The 18,188-nt window shown below is 52.6% G+C and carries 23 protein-coding genes; all 23 read left to right on the forward strand.

Translation table 11 applies throughout. The features are described from left to right. Nucleotides 1-11 precede the first annotated feature (11 nt). The 23 genes from MLAB_RS02930 (at nucleotide 12) to gatE (ending at nucleotide 18,171) form a co-directional block, all read left to right on the forward strand. A complete protein-coding gene (locus MLAB_RS02930) occupies nucleotides 12-971 on the forward strand; it encodes a ribose 1,5-bisphosphate isomerase (protein ID WP_011832932.1) in 960 nt (319 codons plus the stop codon). A 1-nt stretch (nucleotide 972) separates the two neighbouring features. Further along, nucleotides 973-2,184: a RuBisCO large subunit C-terminal-like domain-containing protein gene (locus tag MLAB_RS02935; RefSeq protein ID WP_011832933.1), complete on the forward strand. Its 1,212-nt coding sequence runs from the start codon at nucleotides 973-975 to the stop codon at nucleotides 2,182-2,184. Between the two features lie 124 nt (nucleotides 2,185-2,308). Continuing rightward, nucleotides 2,309-3,142 (forward strand): alpha/beta fold hydrolase, encoded by an 834-nt coding sequence (locus tag MLAB_RS02940; protein ID WP_011832934.1) that lies wholly within the window; start codon nucleotides 2,309-2,311, stop codon nucleotides 3,140-3,142. Nucleotides 3,143-3,293: 151 nt separating this feature from the next. Continuing rightward, nucleotides 3,294-4,118: a diaminopimelate epimerase gene (dapF, locus tag MLAB_RS02945; RefSeq protein ID WP_011832935.1), complete on the forward strand. Its 825-nt coding sequence runs from the start codon at nucleotides 3,294-3,296 to the stop codon at nucleotides 4,116-4,118. 147 nt (nucleotides 4,119-4,265) lie between these two features. Further along, nucleotides 4,266-4,754, forward strand: coding sequence for a hypothetical protein (locus tag MLAB_RS02950; protein WP_011832936.1), 489 nt, complete (start codon nucleotides 4,266-4,268; stop codon nucleotides 4,752-4,754). Beyond that, nucleotides 4,751-4,990, forward strand: a complete 240-nt coding sequence (locus MLAB_RS02955; protein ID WP_011832937.1) for a DUF2109 domain-containing protein — start codon at nucleotides 4,751-4,753, stop codon at nucleotides 4,988-4,990. Before MLAB_RS02950 ends, MLAB_RS02955 begins: the two co-directional genes overlap by 4 nt. Further along, nucleotides 4,987-5,226 (forward strand): DUF2108 domain-containing protein, encoded by a 240-nt coding sequence (locus tag MLAB_RS02960; RefSeq protein ID WP_011832938.1) that lies wholly within the window; start codon nucleotides 4,987-4,989, stop codon nucleotides 5,224-5,226. The genes MLAB_RS02955 and MLAB_RS02960 overlap by 4 nt, the downstream gene beginning before the upstream one ends. After that, on the forward strand, nucleotides 5,223-5,465 hold the full coding sequence (locus MLAB_RS02965) for an EhaE family protein (protein WP_011832939.1): 243 nt from the start codon (nucleotides 5,223-5,225) through the stop codon (nucleotides 5,463-5,465). The genes MLAB_RS02960 and MLAB_RS02965 overlap by 4 nt, the downstream gene beginning before the upstream one ends. Continuing rightward, a complete protein-coding gene (locus MLAB_RS02970; protein WP_011832940.1) occupies nucleotides 5,462-5,974 on the forward strand; it encodes an EhaF family protein in 513 nt (170 codons plus the stop codon). The genes MLAB_RS02965 and MLAB_RS02970 overlap by 4 nt, the downstream gene beginning before the upstream one ends. After that, entirely contained in the window at nucleotides 5,971-6,591 is a 621-nt protein-coding gene (locus MLAB_RS02975) for an EhaG family protein (protein WP_011832941.1), read from the forward strand. Before MLAB_RS02970 ends, MLAB_RS02975 begins: the two co-directional genes overlap by 4 nt. Next, on the forward strand, nucleotides 6,588-7,229 hold the full coding sequence (locus MLAB_RS02980) for a membrane protein (RefSeq protein ID WP_011832942.1): 642 nt from the start codon (nucleotides 6,588-6,590) through the stop codon (nucleotides 7,227-7,229). Before MLAB_RS02975 ends, MLAB_RS02980 begins: the two co-directional genes overlap by 4 nt. A gap of 2 nt (nucleotides 7,230-7,231) precedes the next feature. Then, nucleotides 7,232-7,423 carry a hypothetical protein gene (locus MLAB_RS02985; RefSeq protein WP_048061991.1) on the forward strand — a complete coding sequence of 64 codons (192 nt, stop codon included), beginning with the start codon at nucleotides 7,232-7,234 and terminating at the stop codon, nucleotides 7,421-7,423. A gap of 1 nt (nucleotide 7,424) precedes the next feature. Next, a complete protein-coding gene (locus tag MLAB_RS02990) occupies nucleotides 7,425-8,282 on the forward strand; it encodes a respiratory chain complex I subunit 1 family protein (protein ID WP_011832943.1) in 858 nt (285 codons plus the stop codon). Beyond that, on the forward strand, nucleotides 8,279-8,527 hold the full coding sequence (locus MLAB_RS02995; RefSeq protein ID WP_011832944.1) for a hypothetical protein: 249 nt from the start codon (nucleotides 8,279-8,281) through the stop codon (nucleotides 8,525-8,527). The genes MLAB_RS02990 and MLAB_RS02995 overlap by 4 nt, the downstream gene beginning before the upstream one ends. Beyond that, nucleotides 8,524-8,883, forward strand: a complete 360-nt coding sequence (locus MLAB_RS03000; protein ID WP_011832945.1) for a DUF1959 family protein — start codon at nucleotides 8,524-8,526, stop codon at nucleotides 8,881-8,883. Before MLAB_RS02995 ends, MLAB_RS03000 begins: the two co-directional genes overlap by 4 nt. Further along, a complete protein-coding gene (locus MLAB_RS03005; protein ID WP_011832946.1) occupies nucleotides 8,880-9,359 on the forward strand; it encodes an NADH-quinone oxidoreductase subunit B family protein in 480 nt (159 codons plus the stop codon). The genes MLAB_RS03000 and MLAB_RS03005 overlap by 4 nt, the downstream gene beginning before the upstream one ends. Further along, complete coding sequence (locus MLAB_RS03010) at nucleotides 9,356-10,441, forward strand: hydrogenase large subunit (protein WP_011832947.1); 1,086 nt, start codon at nucleotides 9,356-9,358, stop codon at nucleotides 10,439-10,441. Before MLAB_RS03005 ends, MLAB_RS03010 begins: the two co-directional genes overlap by 4 nt. Before the next feature lies 1 nt (nucleotide 10,442). After that, nucleotides 10,443-11,039: a 4Fe-4S binding protein gene (locus tag MLAB_RS03015; protein WP_011832948.1), complete on the forward strand. Its 597-nt coding sequence runs from the start codon at nucleotides 10,443-10,445 to the stop codon at nucleotides 11,037-11,039. Continuing rightward, on the forward strand, nucleotides 11,040-12,740 hold the full coding sequence (locus MLAB_RS03020) for a formylmethanofuran dehydrogenase subunit A (protein ID WP_011832949.1): 1,701 nt from the start codon (nucleotides 11,040-11,042) through the stop codon (nucleotides 12,738-12,740). Further along, nucleotides 12,737-13,507 (forward strand): formylmethanofuran dehydrogenase subunit C, encoded by a 771-nt coding sequence (locus MLAB_RS03025; RefSeq protein WP_011832950.1) that lies wholly within the window; start codon nucleotides 12,737-12,739, stop codon nucleotides 13,505-13,507. Before MLAB_RS03020 ends, MLAB_RS03025 begins: the two co-directional genes overlap by 4 nt. A 124-nt stretch (nucleotides 13,508-13,631) precedes the next feature. Continuing rightward, a complete protein-coding gene (argH, locus tag MLAB_RS03030; RefSeq protein WP_011832951.1) occupies nucleotides 13,632-15,110 on the forward strand; it encodes an argininosuccinate lyase in 1,479 nt (492 codons plus the stop codon). After that, nucleotides 15,107-16,342, forward strand: coding sequence for a Glu-tRNA(Gln) amidotransferase subunit GatD (gene gatD / locus MLAB_RS03035; protein ID WP_011832952.1), 1,236 nt, complete (start codon nucleotides 15,107-15,109; stop codon nucleotides 16,340-16,342). Before argH ends, gatD begins: the two co-directional genes overlap by 4 nt. Then, nucleotides 16,342-18,171 (forward strand): Glu-tRNA(Gln) amidotransferase subunit GatE, encoded by a 1,830-nt coding sequence (gene gatE, locus MLAB_RS03040; protein WP_011832953.1) that lies wholly within the window; start codon nucleotides 16,342-16,344, stop codon nucleotides 18,169-18,171. The genes gatD and gatE overlap by 1 nt, the downstream gene beginning before the upstream one ends. Nucleotides 18,172-18,188 lie beyond the last annotated feature (17 nt).

Below are 18,188 nucleotides of genomic sequence, written 5' to 3' on the forward strand. Positions count from 1 at the left end.
CAGTAATATAAATGAGCATCAACGACACAGCCGACAAAATCATCTCGATGGAGATTCGCGGCGCCGGAAAGATTGCCCGGGAAGCAGTTTCTGCGCTTCGTGATCATGCCGAGACGCTTCCGCGGACGGGAGATGTATCGATCTTCATCCGTGAAATGGAACAGGCCGCAGGTATTCTGCTCGCCACCCGCCCGACCGCCGTCTCTCTTCCTAATGCCATTCAGATCGTTATGCGGGACGTCCGCTCTTCCAAAAACGAGGAAGCGGCACGGCGGAACCTGCGGGAAAAAGCAAATGAGTTCATCTGGTCTTCCAGGACCGCTCTCGACCGGATCTCCGTGATGGGGGCAAATCATATTCCTGACGGCAGTGTGATCATGACGCACTGTAATTCCAGTGCGGCTCTTGGCAGTATCATCGAAGCCAAACGTCAGGGAAAAGACATCGAGGTCTATGCAACCGAGGTCCGCCCGTGGAATCAGGGAAGGATCACGATCAAAACCCTCAACGAGCACGAGATCCCGACAACCTATATCGTGGATTCTGCAGCCCGGACGATGATGAAAGAGGTCGATCTTGTTATTGTCGGGGCCGACGCGATCACCGTGAACGGAGCTGTTGTAAATAAAATCGGCACGTCCCAGATCGCCCTCTGCGCTCACGAGGCCCGCAAAAACGTGATCGTGACCGCCGAGACCTACAAGTTTGCTCCCCGGACGATCCTCGGCGAACGCATCCAGATCGAGGAACGCCCGACTGACGAAGTTCTTCCTGATGATATTGCCGCCGGACTGCCGTTTGTCCGCATTAAAAACCCGGTGTTTGATGTTACGCCGGCCGAATATATTGATCTCATAATTACCGAAGCAGGCGCGATTCCCCCGCATCTTGCATTTACGATCATGCGCGAGTACCTTGGATGGGGACTTGACGAGTTACAGAACCAGTTTCTGAGTCTGGAGAAAGACTAACATGAATGATTTAATTGCCACGTATTACTTCAAACCAAAATCGGGAGTGACTCCTGAATTTGCAGCCCAGGCGATCAGCGAGGAGCAGACGACCGGGACCTGGACCGATATTTCGACCGTGAACGAGAAGACCGCTTACGTTCACGCCTTCGACGGCGAGGTTCTCGAGATCGTTCCGTCGGGCGAAGGTTTCGAAACGAAACTACGTTACCCATATGAAATTTTTGAGCCGGGAAACATCCCCCAGTATCTCTCGGTCATTGCAGGGAACCTGTTCGGTCTCGGCAAACTCGAGGCCGTGCGCCTTCTCGACATCGATATCCCCAAGGGTCTTGACGGAACCGGGCCAAAGTTCGGGATCGAGGGGGTCCGCAAACTCACCGGTACCGAAACGACCCGCCGCCCGCATGTCGGGACGATCATCAAACCGAAGGTCGGCCTGACCCCGAAGGACACTGCCGCCGTTGCTTATCAGGCAGCGATCGGCGGTGTCGATCTGATCAAAGACGACGAGACGCTGACCGATCAGAAGTTCTGTCCGCGCATGGAAAGACTGGAGATGGTCATGGAAGCGCTCGATAAGGCAAAGGACGAGACCGGCCGGCAGGTTTTGTATGCGCTGAACGTGACGACGGGCGGGGACCGGATCCTCGAGGCCGCTTCCAACGCCGTGAGGATGGGAGCAAACATGATTATGGTCGATGTTCTGACAGCCGGTTTTTCCGCGGTCCAGTGCCTTGCATCCGATCCCTCGATCACGGTTCCTATCCATGTCCACCGGACGATGCATGGTGCGCTGACGAGAAATCCCGTCCACGGTATTGCGATGCGGCCGATTGCAAAACTGGTCCGTGTCTGCGGCGGAGATCAGCTTCACACAGGTACGGTTTCCGGCAAAATGGGTGGAAAAGCTGCCGAGATCCTTGGAGACAACGCGGCTCTGACCCGGCCTGCGGGAGATCTTCTTCCGGTCTTCCCGGTGGCCTCAGGCGGTCTTCACCCGGGAAAAGTCCACGCCGAGATCACTACGCTTGGAAACGAGATCGTTCTTCAGGCGGGCGGCGGGATCCACGGTCATCCTGACGGAACGGCTGCCGGGGCCCGTGCGATGCGGCAGGCAGTGGATGCGGCTCTTCTCGGCGTGAGTGCCGAAGAGTATGCCAAGACGCATGCCGAGCTTCGAAAAGCACTGGAGAAATGGGGTTCAGCCTGACCCGCTTTATCTCAAAAATCCTCTTTTTAGAATCTTTTCCGAACTTCAGACTATGTATTCAGCCGGTTTTTCTCGTTTTTCGTTCATCCTCTGAATATATATTTATCTGCGTTCAATATCGGGTATGAAATCTCATGTGAAAATCCTGTTTCTGCTTGGAATAATGCTTGCAGCAACCGTTTCGATGGCAGGCTGCATCTCTTCCGACACTCCGACAGATTCCGGGAATCTGGTGCTGGACACTCCCGTTCAGTATGTGGATGTGAATAATATAACTATCGGGTATCGTGAGTTTGGGAATGAAAATGCCGAGCCTCTTCTGATCATCATCGGATATACCACCCTTATGGATGATGTTGATCCGGATCTGATTGGTTTGTTTGCCGAAAATTATCATGTCTATCTCTACGATCACCGCGGCATGGGGCATACCACGAGGGATGTTGAACCCTATCCGTTCATGCAGCTGGTTGATGACGCCGATTCATTGATCGGGGCTCTTGGATATGAAAAGATGTATGTTTTCGGCCATTCCATGGGATCGATGATCACGCAGCATTTGTTGATCTATTATCCCGAGAATGTAACAAAAGCGGCCCTCTGTTCAACAACATACAGTGTAGACACCAATGAAACAGCCGTACTCCGGCAGATGGTTGAAAACAATATTGCAAATCCCAATACCGATATGGGCGTATATCTGGAATCGTTAGCCGTTCTTTCCATGAACAGCACGCTTGCAAATCTTTCCTCGGTCAATATCAGCACGCTGGTTATCGGCGGAACAACGGATCCTTTAACGCCTATAGAAGATGCCTACACCGTAGCCGGAGCAATTAACGGAGCATGGTTTACTCCTTTCATCGGGGCTGACCACAGTGTTCCTTATGAAATGAAAGAGGAGATCGTACCGCTGGTAGATCTGTTTTTCCAAAACAGCGAAGTATATACCCCTTAAATCTCTCTTATTTTTTGTTGGAAATATCCGCTCGTTATTTCATAATCTGCTGTGATAAGCTCCCTCTCTTATAACGAACCATCAGGCAGTTATTCAATTCTGGAAAATGTCGGCCAATTTCTTTTAAATCTCCAAACTCCTATAATATATTATGACCATTAAGTTCCCGAAGCATGACCTTAGGTCGATAGCATTCACGAAACTTCACGGAAACGGAAATGACTTCATTCTGATCGATGAAATGGATCAGGTCATTATTCCGGATGATATGAAGGCTCAGTTTGCTGTTGTGTACTGTGACCGGAGATTCGGTATCGGAGGGGACGGTGTCCTCTTTATCTCTAAGTCCGACAAGGCCGACATCCGCATGAGATTATTCCAGCCGGATGCAAGCGAGGCAGAGATGTGCGGCAATGGTATCCGCTGTCTTTCCAAGTATGCCTTCGATAAAGAGTATGCCAAGAAGAAGGCTTTCTCGGTCGAGACCCTCGCTGGCGTGATGCAGGTCCGTGTCGGTTATGATTCCGACGGGGATTTCATGGCAACCATCGACATGGGAACTGCGGTTTATGACGAGAGCCGCGAGATCGACGGTATGACTGTGTATTCGGTAAACACCGGCGTACCGCATGCGGTGATTTTTGTCGGCAATGTTGACGGCATCGCGATCAATGAAGTCGCACCCAAGATCCGTCACCACCCATCCTTCCCCAAAGGAACCAATGTAAACTTTGTCCAGATCACCGGCTCGTCCGAGATCGTCATTCGGACCTTTGAACGCGGTGTCGAGGGCGAGACACTTTCCTGCGGTACCGGTTCTACGGCGTCGGCACTTATCGCCGCCAAGACCGGAAAGACCCACGGAAGTGTTGTTCACGTAAAGACCGTCGGCGGTCCGCTCGACATCACCGTTGGAGACATCCCGCAGATGACCGGGCCCGCCGCCACGGTCTTTGTTGGAGAAATCCAGTATTAACTTCTTTTTTACCCTGTCTCTTGTGTTTTTTCGGTTCTGCCGAATCCTGAGAGATGACCAAATGCAACACCTTTATTTAACCTAATGCCAATACCTAACTAACTAGCACTACCCCCTCCTTCTTCCGGGAGGTTTGGATGAAATATTATGATCGATATACTCGCCGCCATCCCCATTGCTGCTGTGATCTGCCTCGTGCTTTTTACGACACTTGATATCTTCTGGAAACTCCCAAAGCAGGGCGGGGTTTCCGGAGCCGACATGATCGGAAAAGAACTGGAAAAAAGCGGCGGCGATCTGAACGGCGGCTGGATGATCGGGAACATCATCTCTTCGCCGGATGCATCTGCTGGGACCCTTCTTGCCGCATGCGGATATTATGTATGGGGAATCTGGGGTGCGGTAATCTCGATTGTTTTAGTGTATGTAGGAGCACGCATATGTGCGGACAAAGGTTTTGCGGGGACGAGCGGAGCCGTCTGTGCCGCACTTATCATCTGGGTGCTCACGTCCTTTGCGGGATTCCCGCCGGAATCGTTTATCGCCGGCTGCGTAATTGCTATTTTCTTCGTTGAAGGCATCTCTGCCAAGTATGCCAGCCGTCTGCTTGGAAAAATCTGGAGGAAGGTCTCATGATCGTTGAGGGAATATGTGTGGTCATCGCAGCATACTGTGCGAGTCGTGCGGTTTTCGAGCCGAAAACGCTGAAAAAACTGCCGTATCTCAACGTGATGAACTTTGCCGTGGCCGGAGCGATCGTCCTTCTGATGCCGTATCCCATAACGATAGGCGCCGCAATTGCGTATTTCATCGGCTCGACTCTTGAATCGAACGCCATAGCAAGTACCTTTGCCCGGCTGGAGGAACAATGACCGACCTGATTCTGATCCTGGCAATCTTCCTCGCTCTCTTTGGCGGCATAGCCGCTCTTGTGGTGAAGTCCGCGTTTGACAAACTCATCTGTCTCGGCATCCTGACCGCCGGCGTAGTTCTCTTTCTTGTGGAAAAAGGATATCTGGATGTCGCGATCGTGGTCTCTCTCCTGATGCCTGTCGGCACGATCTTCATTCTGCTTCTTCTCGGCAAAAAACAGGAGGCGGCCAAATGATCGTTCAACCCGAGTTCATCGTCGGATGTATTCTCCTGCTGGCCGGTGTTATCTTCACTGCGTATCCACGTGAAAAAACCTATCTTACCCGGCTCATCAATATGGAAGTAGCCGAGTTCGGGCTGGTTTTTATCATGCTTAGTTTCAACGAGACTCTCGCTCTTGTCACGTTCGTCGCGGTCAATGTCGTGACCACGCTGATCTTTGTTCGCGTGATCGAGAAAAAGGAGGGAGCATGAAGGAAGCACAGGATTCTAAGGACTGTCCGGCAAAAAAAGCACGCGGAGCGTTTGCGCCGTTCCAGAAACTTTCCTGTTACCTCTCGACGATAGAGAATCTGCCGAAGCTTTATGCGATCTGTGTATGCCTTATCATCGTTTTTGGTCTATGCTCCGTTCCCTTCATTGCTTATGAAGAGAATCAGCTTTATCCAAAATCGCTTGATCCGACAAGTTCTCTCAATCCGTATGACCGCGGCGGCATTCCGTTCACGGAACCGGCCGACATCATTTCCCAGTATCCGGAAAACGAGCCGATCCTCGGCTATGTGACCGCGTATCTCACTCCGGCGAGCCAGCTCCTTGCAGACTACACGCTCCATCTCGGGACAACGATCGTATCCCACCCCGGCGGTATTCTGGATGAGATTCTCTACTATACCCGGGGCTTTGACACCATCGTCGAAGCCAGTATTCTCTTCTGTGCCTTCGCGATCGCGGCGTTTCTTTACCGGAGGTCGAAAGAATGATCGAATTCTTTGCAGACATGGATCTTATCTATAAAATCGGGCTTGCCGTCGCCTTCATCGCGATCATAGTCGCGTTTTCGGCGGTCGTCAGGGAAAGAGACGAGATAAGTCTCCTTATCATCATTGACTTAATAGAAATAACCGGACTTGTAGTGATCGCACTTCTTGCGACCGATCTTGCCGAAGCGCTCATTCTGCCGGGACTTGTTGTAGGGGTTGCCGAGATCATGGCGGTCTCGGAATTATGGCTCGTAAAAGAAGGGCTCCAGAATGTCCGGCCAGTACGCCGTCTCGACATCGAAGTCCTGCATACCGCCCCGCCGATCATCGGCGCACTTCTCACTGCATATGGAATTTTCCTGACAGGATTTACCGGCGGTCTTATTGCGGGTCTCGGTCTTGCCTTGTTCTTCCTTGGAAAAGCGACGACGGAAAATTTCCTCTCGTCGGAGAATGCCTCCGGGTATGCCTGGGTCCTCTGGGTCCTGGCATTTCTGATCTTTATTCTCTTCCCGAGCCAGTGGTTCCTTGCCCTAATGGCGGCCGCGGTTGGAATCATGATCAAAGTAATGGCAAAGATAGCTCTCGTTGGAACCATGCGGGGTGACGGATCATGATGGAGTCGATTCTGGTAACGATACCGTTTGGCGATATGATCCATTATCTCTCGGGATACACCGGCGTCCTGTTTGGATTTGCCGCGATCTTTGTTCTCCTTGCAGTCATTTCTCTCCCGGAAAAGCCGGTCGAGATCGTATTCGGGACCGATGGCTACTCCCTGAAAGAAACACCAGTGGATCTTGCAAGGTTCCAGAGATTCATGGCCATAGCCTGCGGGATCGCAACGATCGGTGCGATCGTGACCGGTGATATCTTCAACTTCACGTTGTTTGCCGCTTTCATTGGAGTTCTGAATATCGGGATCGTTGCCGCCGTGAAAAACAAGCATGTTCTTTCGGCCGCGTTCTCCTACGGACTGGTCGTGATGATGGGAACGGTGCCTCTCTTTGCCGGAGCGGCAATTATCGCCGCAACGACCGGCACGCTTTCCATCTGGGAACTTGCGGCTACAGGCGGCGTTCCCGTCATCGCCAAACTCCTTCTGCTGATCGGTGTCCTCGGCGAAGGAATGGCGCCATTCTATATTGGTAAAGCCGAGATAACACGGGCTTCCGGAGCCCCGTATATCCTGATGATCCATGTAAGCTCTCTCCTGCTCTTCCTGCGGGTCGTGGAGATCCTCTTGACGGTGTGATTATGAAAAAACCAGCATACATCCTACTTGCAGTCCTCTTTGCCTGCGCTGCAGTCATCTCGGCAGTGCTCGCTGACGGAAATCCTTACTGGGTCCTTCTGTTGATCATATCGGTGCCTGGGTTTTTGATCTCCGTGATTCTTGCATGTACCGCCGGTTCAAAAGACGGAGATATTCCGTTTGTGGGGTACTGACATGATAGAATTTCTTCTTCTCCTGATCTTTGCGGTCTTCTTCGGTCTTCTTCTGCACGGGATCCACCGAAAAGTCATCGCACGGATCCAGAAACGTCCGGGACCGCCGATCTGGCAGGAGATCCTTCATACCCTGAAGTTCTCCTTCAAACAGACATGGATCCCGAGGACCGCGAGTCAGGTCATGTATGTAGCGATCGTCCTGATCGCGATCGGGATTTGGACAGCCGCCTTGTACGTTCTCTGGATCGGCGGAAGTCTGCTTCTGATCTTTGCCTTCTACATGCTCCATAAGATCGTGGAGCACGGGACCGGTCTTTCGTCCGGATCTCCCTACACCAAGTTCGGCGCGATCCGGTCGGTCATGTCTGCCGCTGCGGAACTGCCGCTCCTTGTTACCGTTTCGGTTGTCTATCTTTTCACCGGCACCCTGTCGATTTCGGGAATAGCCGGATGGGAAGCTGCAAACGTTCCGCTTATTGGCATCGCTTTGCCCGCGGCGATCTCTCTCTACCTCATCATTCTTTCGAAGGCTCACTACGGTCCCTTCTCCGTGATCGAGGCAAAAGAGCTTGTCTCGGGATACTGGACCGAACACTTCGGCGGGTGGCGTGCTCTTCTGAACATCGCTCTCTCCCTGAAAACATTTGTGCTGATTTCCGTCTTCATCGTCGTGTTCATTGGCGTTCTGCCTTGGTGGCTTTTCCTCATTGTCATGATCCTCGTGATGATCTCTGTCTCGTTTATCTGCGCAACAACTCCTATGCTCACTCCATACAACACGGTTCTTATCCAGACGATCTGGACAGGAGTTGTCTGTATTTACGGCGTAATCGTTTGGCTGGTGATGATATCATGAATTATATTCCGCTTACTGCCGCCGCTGGAGCGGCATTCTATATCATTCTGATGCTGATAGAATCAGCTCTCCATCCTGTGGTTCTGCCGGCAGCTCTGGTTGGTTCTCTCCTTCTGGGCGCTCTGGCGTCATTGTTCGTCTGGAAGAGCGATCATGCAAAACATACGGGCGAAATGGTCCTTATCTGGGTGATGATCTTCTGTTTCATCATTTACGGGATTCTTCGCTTCTGGGGGGTCTTATGAAACTTATCTATGAACGGGATCTCGCTCCCATGAAACTCACGTCGCTTAACGGGGTCCGGCAGAACGCCGCAACACTTGCGCTTTCGAAACGGCTTGGCATTTCCCGCCAGCAGATGCGGAAGATCCTGATCGAAAAGTGTGATCTGATGACACTGGAAAATCTCGGACCCCGTTATGACGCGGCCGAGATACAGGCCGAGTCAGACGAGATCGGGAACGCTCTTTCCCTGCCCCATCTTTCAACAGCTACAGGGATCCTTTCAAAGGAACGGGCCGATCATTACCGTTCCCTGGCCCTGGAAAAGGACGCCGATCTTTCCGACATACGCCGGGCAATTCTGGAGGAGATATCATGAGCATTTTACAGCAGTTTAAAAATGCCGTTCGGCAGCGTTCGATCCACGTGTGCTATGTAAATACCGGGTCCTGTAACGGGTGCGATATTGAGATTCTTGCCTGTCTCGCCCCGAAGTACGATATAGAACAGTACGGTATCTATGTTCACAACAACCCAAGAGAAGCCGACGTGATCCTTGTGACTGGAGGCATGTCTCCCCAGTGGCTGGATAAATTACCAGATCTGTGGGACCGGGTTCCCGAACCGAAAGCGGTCGTGACGATCGGCAACTGTCCGATCTCCGGGTGCGTGTTCAACCGGCCGGGAAAACTGATCGATCCGCCGGTCAGCAAATATATTCCGGTCACGGCGGCGGTTCCCGGGTGCCCTCCGCGTCCGTCGGAGATCATCTCAGCAATTCTCGGTGCAGCCGATATCCTCTTCAAGGACTATGAGGTCCATCAGAACGAGAAAGAAGGGGGCGTGAAGAAATGAAAAAAGTCGTCGATGTATCCCTGCCGGTCGGACCGATCCATCCGTGTTTCAAAGAACCCTGCAGGATCAAATGTGAAACGCGGGGTGAACGGGTCGTGACCACCGAAGTGGAACTTGGATACGTGAAAAAGGGAATCGAAAAGATCATGATCGGACGGCCCTGGCAGGAGACGATCTTCCTCGCAGAAAGGGTCTGCGGCATATGTTCCGTCGTTCACAACACGGTGATCGTCGAGGCTCTCGAAAAAATCAGCGGAATAACGGTTCCCCGAAGGGCCGAACTTCTCCGTCTGATCTTAAACGAACTTGACCGTATCCAGAGTCATCTCCTTGCAAACTATTCGTACTGCTACACGATAGAGCATGAAACGCTCGGCATGTATCTGCTGAACCTTCGTGAAACCGCCATGGATTCGATCGAAATGATGACCGGGACCCGGGTCATGTCGGCGTATGTGGTTCCCGGCGGCGTCCGTGAAGATTTATCCGCGGATGACGCCGCCAAGATCCTTGAAGCAACCTACCATATCGAGACTGAACTGAAACGTTTCGTAAAGATGTTCGAGACCGGGCCGATGATCGGTCTTCGGTCGAGAGGTATTGGTGTTCTCTCCATGGAAGATGCTTTGGCGTCGGGCGTGGTTGGTCCAACCGCCCGTGCGACAGGTCTTCCCCGCGACGCCAGAAAGGATGATCCTCTGTATCTGGAGATGGGCTGGCATATGATTACCAGGACGGAAAGCGATAACTATGCCAGGATCATGCTCAGATTCGAGGAGCTTTTCCAGTCTTTGACTCTTATCAGAAACGGTATCGCGGCCCTTGAGCCGGGAAAAATCCGGAACGGCGGGAGAATGAAAGCGGGCCGCATCAAACACACTATCGAAGCACCGAGGGGAGACCTCACCTACGATATCGAAATCGACGATGCCGGTCAGGTGGTGTTCGTCTCAATCCAGACACCTTCGATTCCCAACATCGAAGTGGCGACCCATGCGATGATGAAAAATCTGGCGTCTGCGGCTGACGTAACATCGACGTTCATCAGCGCGGATCCCTGTATTGCCTGTGCGGAGCGGTAGAATGACGGTCTTCACGTATCTCAGGGAATTCTGCCGTCTTTCCTGGCTTAAGGCGTTTTTCACCGTGAAAACACCTCCGCTGACAAAACCGTCCTACTTTCGGGACTTCCCCGAACTTACCGGAAAAGAATGCACGCACTGTCTTGCCTGTAAAATGATCTGTCCCTGTCCGGGTGCGATCGACGTTGTCCAGACGGATGGCGTCTGGAATCCCCAAATCACGCAGGGACACTGTGTTCGATGCGGATACTGCGTGGAAGCCTGTCCGGAAGATGTTCTGACCAGCGGGGATCTTCTGGCGAGAAAAAAAGATCAGGGTCTCGTATTTACGCATGAATACATCATCAAAATCGATACGAATCTCTGTACCGGCTGCGGGAACTGCTCGACGGCGTGTCCGGCCAACCATGAGTTCGATCCGCAGATCAGTGCCGGGGGGACTTCGAACTCCGTAGAGGGCGTTATCCGTGTCGAGTTTGGGAAAAACAAAGTTATGCACAATGAGCGCTGTAAAGGCTGCAAAGTCTGTATGGAAACCTGCCCGAACGGTGCGATCCACGTGATCCGGAATGTCGTCGCTCTTCAGGAGGAAACATAAATGGATTACATCATCAAAAACGCCTTTGTTGTCGATCCGATCAACAGAATATCCGGTGAAAAGATGGACCTCTTTGTTTCAGGCGGCAGGATCACCGACGAGGAGCCAAAAGGAGCCGAAGTCATCGACGCTGGGGGATTTCTGACTCTTCCCGGAGGAATAGATTCCCACACGCATATCTGCGGGACAAAGGTCAACTTCGGCAGATACATGAGTCCGGAGGATATGCGGGCAGGCAGGGCCCCCAGAAGAAGAGGTATGCGTGCCGTTTCCGGATACAGTATTCCGACGACCTTTGGAAACAGTTATCGGTATGCCCAGATGGGCTACACCACCCTCACCGAAGGGGCCATGGCCCCGCTTGAAGCACGTCACACACACGAGGAGTTTAAACATACGCCTCTGCAGGATGGTCTCATTCTCACGCTTTTCGATGGTGACTGGGGAGTAATGCGTGCCGTTGCGGCAGGCGACATAAAGCGGGCCGCAGCATTGATCGCCTGGCGTCTCGATGCAGTGAAAGGATACGGCGTGAAGCTGACCAATCCCCTCGGCGCCGAGATGTGGAGCTGGGGAAAGAACGTTGAGTGCATCCGAAAACCGATCCCCGAGTTCGACCTCAGTTCTGCCGAGTATATCAAGGGAGTTATCGAAGCAAACGAGATGCTGGGTCTTCCGCACTCCGTGCATCTTCACTGTAATAATCTGGGGAAACCCGGGAACTTTACCTGTACGATCGGCACGATGGGCCTTGTCCCCGATCTGAACGAAAAGAGACAGACATGCTATCTCACCCACGTCCAGTTCCACTCGTACGGCGGGACCGGCTGGAACGATTTCTGCTCAAAGGCCGAGCCGGTTGCAAATATGGTGAATCTGCGTCCGCAGATCACGATCGACATGGGCCAGGTAATGTTTGGCCGGACCACGACCATGACGGCAGACGGTCCTATGGAGTTCAACCTGTATCGTCTCCATCAGGATAAATGGAGTAATCATGATGTCGAAATGGAGACCGCTTCCGGCGTTATCCCGGTGATTTACCGGCGGAAGAATCTGGTAAACAGCATCATGTGGTCGATCGGTCTGGAACTTGCCCTCCTTGTGAAAAATCCGTGGCAATGTATGCTGACGACCGACAGTCCAAACGGCGCTCCGTTCGTCAAGTATCCGGAGATCATCGGCCTTCTGATGAGCAAAGAATACCGTGACTGGGAGTTTGCCACCGTCCATCCGAAGACCGAAAGTCGTGTCGTTCTTCCGTCCCTTGACCGTGAGCTGACGTTCGAAGAGATCGCCGTGATGACGCGTGCGGGTCAGGCCCGTGCTCTTGGCCTTATCGAAAGAGGAAAAGGTCACCTCGGTCCGGGGGCAGAGGCGGATATTGCGATCTATCCGTTCAGACCGGATAAGATCGATCCGTCAAAACAGTATGTAGAAGTGATCAGAGGATTTGCCCAGACGAAATACACCATGAAGCAGGGTGTTTTGATTTCCAAGGATGACGAGATTCTGGCGGATAAGCAGAACCGGATCTTCTGGTGCAGTCCAAAAGTCCCAAAGAAGTACGACATGTCGCATGATCCTGAACTCGTTCGGACCTTCGATGAAAACTACTCGATCCGCATGGAAAATTATCCGGTTGACGAAGAGTTTTATCTGACAAAAAGCGTGAAGATCGAAACGGAGACGAAGCTATGAGACGGATAACTCTTTTTTTACGTGAAGAGATCAATCCGTATCTGCCGATCGAAGCCGAGTCAATATGTCCGGAGACGCTGTCGAAGAGGATCGATGTGCCGGTGTATGTGGGTAACGAGCAGAAGATGCTCAAGGATGTGTTTTACATCAGAGTCGACGGTGAGGCAGCCGGCCCTTCGGCAACCGAAATCGTTTTGGCAGGGGATTGTCATCAGGTCAAACGCGTTGGTGAATACATGACCGACGGGAAGATCATTGTCGAGGGGGACATAGGTATGCACTGCGGGGATTTTATGAGCGGCGGCACTATCGAGATCATGGGTAATGCCGGCCACTGGCTCGGCCGCGAGATGCTCGGCGGAAAGATCCTCTGTCACGGAAATGCCGGAAATTACTGCGGCTCCGGGTATCGCGGAGGAAGAAAAGGCGTCCGCGGGGGAGAGATCCTTGTTGAGGGAGATGTTGGAGACTACTGCGCCGAGTGTCTTTTTGGCGGATTGGTCCACGTAAAAGGAAATGCAGGGATTCACGCCGGATGCAACATGAAAGGCGGAAAACTTCTGATCGAAGGTGACTGTCTGATGCCCTGCGGGGACATGTTCGACGGAGAGGCTATGGTGTACGGGCATGTAACGGATTTTCTCCCCACCTTCGTAGAGACAGGTAAAGTTACTGACAATGGGCATACACTTACGGTTTTCAAAGGCGATATGGCACACCGAAATCCGAAAGGAACCCTTCGGGTCGGATCATTCGATCGGATTTGAAAAGATCCCTTTTTTTCATCCTAATTTGAAGAGGAAATGCGTGTGGCTTTTCCACAACTCTTCGTCATGCACTCAACCATTTTAACTCTTCCGAACCAAATATATAAACAGGTTTAACGTTTACATGGCAAAAGATCAGATACGTAACGGACGGCTGGAGGGGGAAAGATCTGCCTTGATCGAGCAGTATCTATCCTCTATGGAAGCGGACAAACAGATAGCAGAAAGCGACATCAGAGTTGACATCGCGCATATTCTGATGCTTCGAAAACAGAACTTGATCGACGGAGCATCCGCCAAAAAACTGCTGACGGCTCTGCTGGGATACCTGGAAAACGGACTTCCCGAGAATGCATTCGATATGACCCGCGAGGATATCCATGCCGGGATCGAAGCACAACTCATCGCCGATGCCGGTTCGGATGCCGGAGGGCGGATGCACCTTGGCCGCAGCAGAAATGACGAGGTGGCGACCTGTCTTCGCATGCGGACCCGCGAACTGCTTATCGATACCCTGACGGCATTATTTGAACTGCGTCAGTCGCTTATATCCCGTGCAGAGGAGCACACAACCACAATAATGCCCGGTTTTACGCATCTTCAGCATGCCCAGCCGACAACGCTCGCCCATTATCTTCTTGCCTACGAAAGTCTCTTTGCCCGTGACACGTCCCGTCTCTTCGACGCATATACGCGTGTGAATATTTCCCCGCTGGGGTCGGCTGCTTTTGCCGGAACGGGTTTTCCCATCGACCGCAGTCTGACCGCCGAATATCTCGGATTTGCCAACCCGATGGAAAACAGCATGGACGCTGTTGCGAATCGCGATTTTATTGTCGAAACTCTGAGCGATCTTGCGATCCTGATGACCAACATCAGCCGTATCTGCGAAGAGCTGATCCTCTGGTCTACCTCGTTTGTTAAGTTCGTCAATCTGAACGATGCCTACTGCTCGACGAGCAGCATCATGCCTCAGAAGAAAAATCCTGACACGCTCGAGATCATGCGTGCAAAAAGCGCTGCCGTGATCGGTGAACTTACCGCAGCTCTTACGCTGATCAAATCCCTTCCGATGAGCTATAACCGCGATCTGCAGGATCTGAATCCGCATTTATGGAATGCGTTCCGTCAGACAAATATGTCTCTTCCTCTTCTAGCAGAAATCATTTCTACTGCCGAGTTCAATGTGCCTGTGATGAAAAAGCAGGCCGTGGTCGGCAATACGACCGCCACCGAGCTTGCCGATTTCCTTGTGCGGGAGTATAATATTCCGTTCAGAACCGCCCACAACATAGTCGGCAGGGCAGTCAAACTCGGATCCCTTGATCTTGACATAGTGGACAGTGTGGCAAAAGAGCTTGCAAACATTTCCCTCAAAGAAAAGGGACTGACCGAAGAAACGATCAAGAAGGTCCTTCACCCGGTAACCATTCTCCGGCAGAAGCAGAGTTTCGGTTCGCCGAATCCGAAGATGATGAAAAAAGCCGTAAAGGTGGCCGATATCCGCCTGGTCCAGGATCAGGTGACGGGAGATATCCTGCAGGATCAGCTGAGAGATGCCGACGAAAAAATGAAAACAGCTATACAGGAACTAGATTTATGACTTTCAATAATAGTGATCCGGTATCCGTAATGTTTGCGGGGATCGAGATGGACGGTATTTACATCAACCGTTCCGGCGAACATGCGATCGTAAAACTTTCGAGCGGCTACAACATCTGTGTCCCCGAATCCTTCTGCTCGCCTAAGGAAAAGACGGCCCCTGCAGAAAAACCAGTCGTATCTCCTTTGAAGCAGGATGCATCCCTGCCGCTTCTTTCAATAATTTCGACCGGCGGAACAATTGCAAGTACGGTCGATTACCGGACGGGCGCCGTATCTTCCAAGTTCACGGCCGAAGATATTCTCCGCAGCATCCCGGAACTTGCCGGAATTGCCCGATATCATACGCTTCAGCCGTTCCAGGTCCTCTCCGAGAATATGAATCCGGCCATGTGGCAGGAACTTGCCCGGACGATTCACGATGAAATTCTCAAAGGTGCACAGGGAATCATTGTCACGCACGGGACGGATACGATGCTCTACAGCGCTGCCGCCGTTTCCTTTATGTTGAATACGCCGGTCCCGATCGTATTTGTCGGAGCTCAGCGGAGTGCCGACCGTCCGAGCAGTGATAACGCGATGAATGCAATCTGCTCGGCAAAAGCCGCGGTCAGCGATCTTGGCGAAGTGGTTGTATGCATGCATGCGACCGAAAGCGATACGACCTGTGCTCTTCACCGGGCGACCCGTGTTCGCAAAAACCACACCTCCCGCCGTGATGCATTCCAAAGCATCGGACGTGAGCCGGTCGGAGGGATCGGGTATCCCGATGGAACGGTTGTTCTTGCAAATGATGCGGTCCTTCGCGGAACAGAAGAGCTTCGTCTCTCCGACAATCTTGCATCGAACTGCGGCCTGATTCAGTATTATCCGGGAATGAATCCTGCCGTCATCGATGCATTCAAGGGGTACAAAGGTCTCGTGATCGCAGGAACGGGTCTCGGGCATGTTGGAACCGACTGTATCAAGAGTATCACCGGTCTTACCACCTCCGGTACGACGGTTGTCATGACTTCTCAGTGTCAGGCAGGCAGCGTCTGCGACCGCGTGTATGAGACCGGACGTGATCTTCTGGATGCCGGAGTCATCGAAGGAGGAAGTATGCTTCCCGAAGTCGCACTCGTAAAACTGATGTGGGTCCTTGGAAATGCCACCCGAAAAGAGGATATCAAGCGCCTTATGCAGACGAATCTCAAGGGTGAACTTGCGTATGATCTCTGGAGGTATGCATAATGGATTATGAAGCGATTGGTCTGAAGGCCGGCCTGGAGATCCACCAGCAGCTCAACACCAAAGAAAAACTCTTCTGTCACTCCCCGACGGTTGTCTGCGACTCAGCCGAACACACCGGCGAGGTAAGCAGATATCTCAGGATCGCGACCTCCGAGATGGGCGACGTGGATCGTGCGGCAAAAGAAGAGCTGATGAATCAGCGTCTTTTCACGTATTACACATACGATACGACAGGTCTTGTCGAGATCGACGAAGAGCCGCCGGCCCCCCTCAACCCGGATGCACTCGATGTTGTCTTAACGATCGCCAAGATGTTCAACATGACCCCTCTTCCGGAGATCCACACGATGCGCAAGATGATCGTCGACGGTTCGGCAACCAGCGGTTTCCAGAGAACCGCCCTGGTCGCGCTGAACGGAGCGATCGAGCATGCATGCAGGGTCGAGACGGTCGCAGTAGAAGAGGAGGCATGTCAGCGTGTCGAAGACACGATCTTCTCCGTCGATAGACTTGGAATTCCTCTGATTGAGATCACCACATCTCCATGCATGAAAACTCCCGAGGAGGTCCATGATATTGCCCAGTATATCGGCATGACGCTTCGGTCGACCGGCCGGGTCAAACGCGGGCTTGGCACGATCCGTCAGGATGTCAACGTCTCGATCAGAGACGGCGCCCGGGTTGAGATTAAAGGTGTTCAGGAGCTTGATCTCATCGCAGAGGTCGTCCGCCGCGAGGTCCAGAGACAGCTCTCCCTTATTGCCATCCGGGATGAACTGCTGGCAAGAAATGCCATGGTGAACGGAGAAGTGTATGATGTCACCTCCGTCTTTGCCAAGACCCAGTCCCAGGTCCTGAAAAAAGCCCGCGTGATCCTTGGAACCGTTCTTCACGGATTCAACGGTCTTGTCGGTCTTGAGATCCAGACGGGCCGCCGTCTGGGGTCGGAGATGTCCGATTACGCAAAGAAATGCGGTGTCGGCGGACTCTTCCACACCGACGAGCTGCCTGCCTACGGTGTTACCGAAGAGGAGGTCTTTGTCCTGAAAGAAACACTCGGCGCAGGACCGAATGATGCCGTCGTTATCGTCGCCGCCACGGAACAGAAATGCCGCTGCGCCATGCAGATGATCATTCGCCGTGCGAAGATGGCGTTTGAAGGTGTTCCCGAAGAGACCAGAAAGATGCTTGAGGGCGGTTCGACCGCGTACATGCGTCCGCTTCCGGGTGCTGCACGTATGTATCCGGAGACCGATATTCTGCCGGTCCCGGTCACGAGAGAGTATTGGGAGAGTATCGCGACCCCAGAACTTTTGTCGGTGAAAGCGGAGCGTTTCGTCAGCGAGTACGGCCTTGATGCCGGCATGGCCAGACAGATGGCTTTCTCTGAAAAACTTCCGCTCTTCGAGCGCGCAGTGTCTGAAGGAATCCGGCCGGTGTTTGCGGCAAGAACGATCCTTGCTTCGCTCAAGGAGTTGTCGCGGGCAGGAATCTCTCCCGACGCTTTATCCGATGACTCGATTATTTCGGTGATGAAGACCGTTGAAGCAGGAAATGCGGCAAAAGAAGCCGTATTGGATATTTTAACGGCATGCGCCAAGGGAATGTCCGTCTCCGATGCCGTCAGCCGTGTTGCCCCGGCATTCTCCCGCGAAGAACTTCAGGATCTGGTGCACGGTATCGTGAATGATCGTATGGAGTTCATTCGTACCCGCGGGAAGGCCGCTCTCGGCCCCGTTATGGGGGTAGTTATGAAGGAAGTACGCGGACGGATCGATGGAAAAGTAGTTTCCGAAGTACTGGATGAGGAACTCGGCCGTATCCTCTGAGGATATACGGGTGAGGC

The organism is Methanocorpusculum labreanum Z (assembly GCF_000015765.1).
GTDB classification, from domain to species: Archaea; Halobacteriota; Methanomicrobia; order Methanomicrobiales; family Methanocorpusculaceae; genus Methanocorpusculum; species Methanocorpusculum labreanum.

Excerpts from the sequence above, each read along its gene's own strand:
- MLAB_RS02930 (WP_011832932.1), top strand. The coding sequence starts at position 12 with ATGAGCATCAACGACACAGCCGACAAAATCATCTCGATGGAGATTCGC.
- MLAB_RS02935 (WP_011832933.1), top strand. The coding sequence starts at position 973 with ATGAATGATTTAATTGCCACGTATTACTTCAAACCAAAATCGGGAGTG.
- MLAB_RS02940 (WP_011832934.1), top strand. The coding sequence starts at position 2,309 with ATGAAATCTCATGTGAAAATCCTGTTTCTGCTTGGAATAATGCTTGCA.
- dapF (WP_011832935.1), top strand. The coding sequence starts at position 3,294 with ATGACCATTAAGTTCCCGAAGCATGACCTTAGGTCGATAGCATTCACG.
- MLAB_RS02950 (WP_011832936.1), top strand. The coding sequence starts at position 4,266 with ATGATCGATATACTCGCCGCCATCCCCATTGCTGCTGTGATCTGCCTC.
- MLAB_RS02955 (WP_011832937.1), top strand. The coding sequence starts at position 4,751 with ATGATCGTTGAGGGAATATGTGTGGTCATCGCAGCATACTGTGCGAGT.
- MLAB_RS02960 (WP_011832938.1), top strand. The coding sequence starts at position 4,987 with ATGACCGACCTGATTCTGATCCTGGCAATCTTCCTCGCTCTCTTTGGC.
- MLAB_RS02965 (WP_011832939.1), top strand. The coding sequence starts at position 5,223 with ATGATCGTTCAACCCGAGTTCATCGTCGGATGTATTCTCCTGCTGGCC.
- MLAB_RS02970 (WP_011832940.1), top strand. The coding sequence starts at position 5,462 with ATGAAGGAAGCACAGGATTCTAAGGACTGTCCGGCAAAAAAAGCACGC.
- MLAB_RS02975 (WP_011832941.1), top strand. The coding sequence starts at position 5,971 with ATGATCGAATTCTTTGCAGACATGGATCTTATCTATAAAATCGGGCTT.
- MLAB_RS02980 (WP_011832942.1), top strand. The coding sequence starts at position 6,588 with ATGATGGAGTCGATTCTGGTAACGATACCGTTTGGCGATATGATCCAT.
- MLAB_RS02985 (WP_048061991.1), top strand. The coding sequence starts at position 7,232 with ATGAAAAAACCAGCATACATCCTACTTGCAGTCCTCTTTGCCTGCGCT.
- MLAB_RS02990 (WP_011832943.1), top strand. The coding sequence starts at position 7,425 with ATGATAGAATTTCTTCTTCTCCTGATCTTTGCGGTCTTCTTCGGTCTT.
- MLAB_RS02995 (WP_011832944.1), top strand. The coding sequence starts at position 8,279 with ATGAATTATATTCCGCTTACTGCCGCCGCTGGAGCGGCATTCTATATC.
- MLAB_RS03000 (WP_011832945.1), top strand. The coding sequence starts at position 8,524 with ATGAAACTTATCTATGAACGGGATCTCGCTCCCATGAAACTCACGTCG.
- MLAB_RS03005 (WP_011832946.1), top strand. The coding sequence starts at position 8,880 with ATGAGCATTTTACAGCAGTTTAAAAATGCCGTTCGGCAGCGTTCGATC.
- MLAB_RS03010 (WP_011832947.1), top strand. The coding sequence starts at position 9,356 with ATGAAAAAAGTCGTCGATGTATCCCTGCCGGTCGGACCGATCCATCCG.
- MLAB_RS03015 (WP_011832948.1), top strand. The coding sequence starts at position 10,443 with ATGACGGTCTTCACGTATCTCAGGGAATTCTGCCGTCTTTCCTGGCTT.
- MLAB_RS03020 (WP_011832949.1), top strand. The coding sequence starts at position 11,040 with ATGGATTACATCATCAAAAACGCCTTTGTTGTCGATCCGATCAACAGA.
- MLAB_RS03025 (WP_011832950.1), top strand. The coding sequence starts at position 12,737 with ATGAGACGGATAACTCTTTTTTTACGTGAAGAGATCAATCCGTATCTG.
- argH (WP_011832951.1), top strand. The coding sequence starts at position 13,632 with ATGGCAAAAGATCAGATACGTAACGGACGGCTGGAGGGGGAAAGATCT.
- gatD (WP_011832952.1), top strand. The coding sequence starts at position 15,107 with ATGACTTTCAATAATAGTGATCCGGTATCCGTAATGTTTGCGGGGATC.
- gatE (WP_011832953.1), top strand. The coding sequence starts at position 16,342 with ATGGATTATGAAGCGATTGGTCTGAAGGCCGGCCTGGAGATCCACCAG.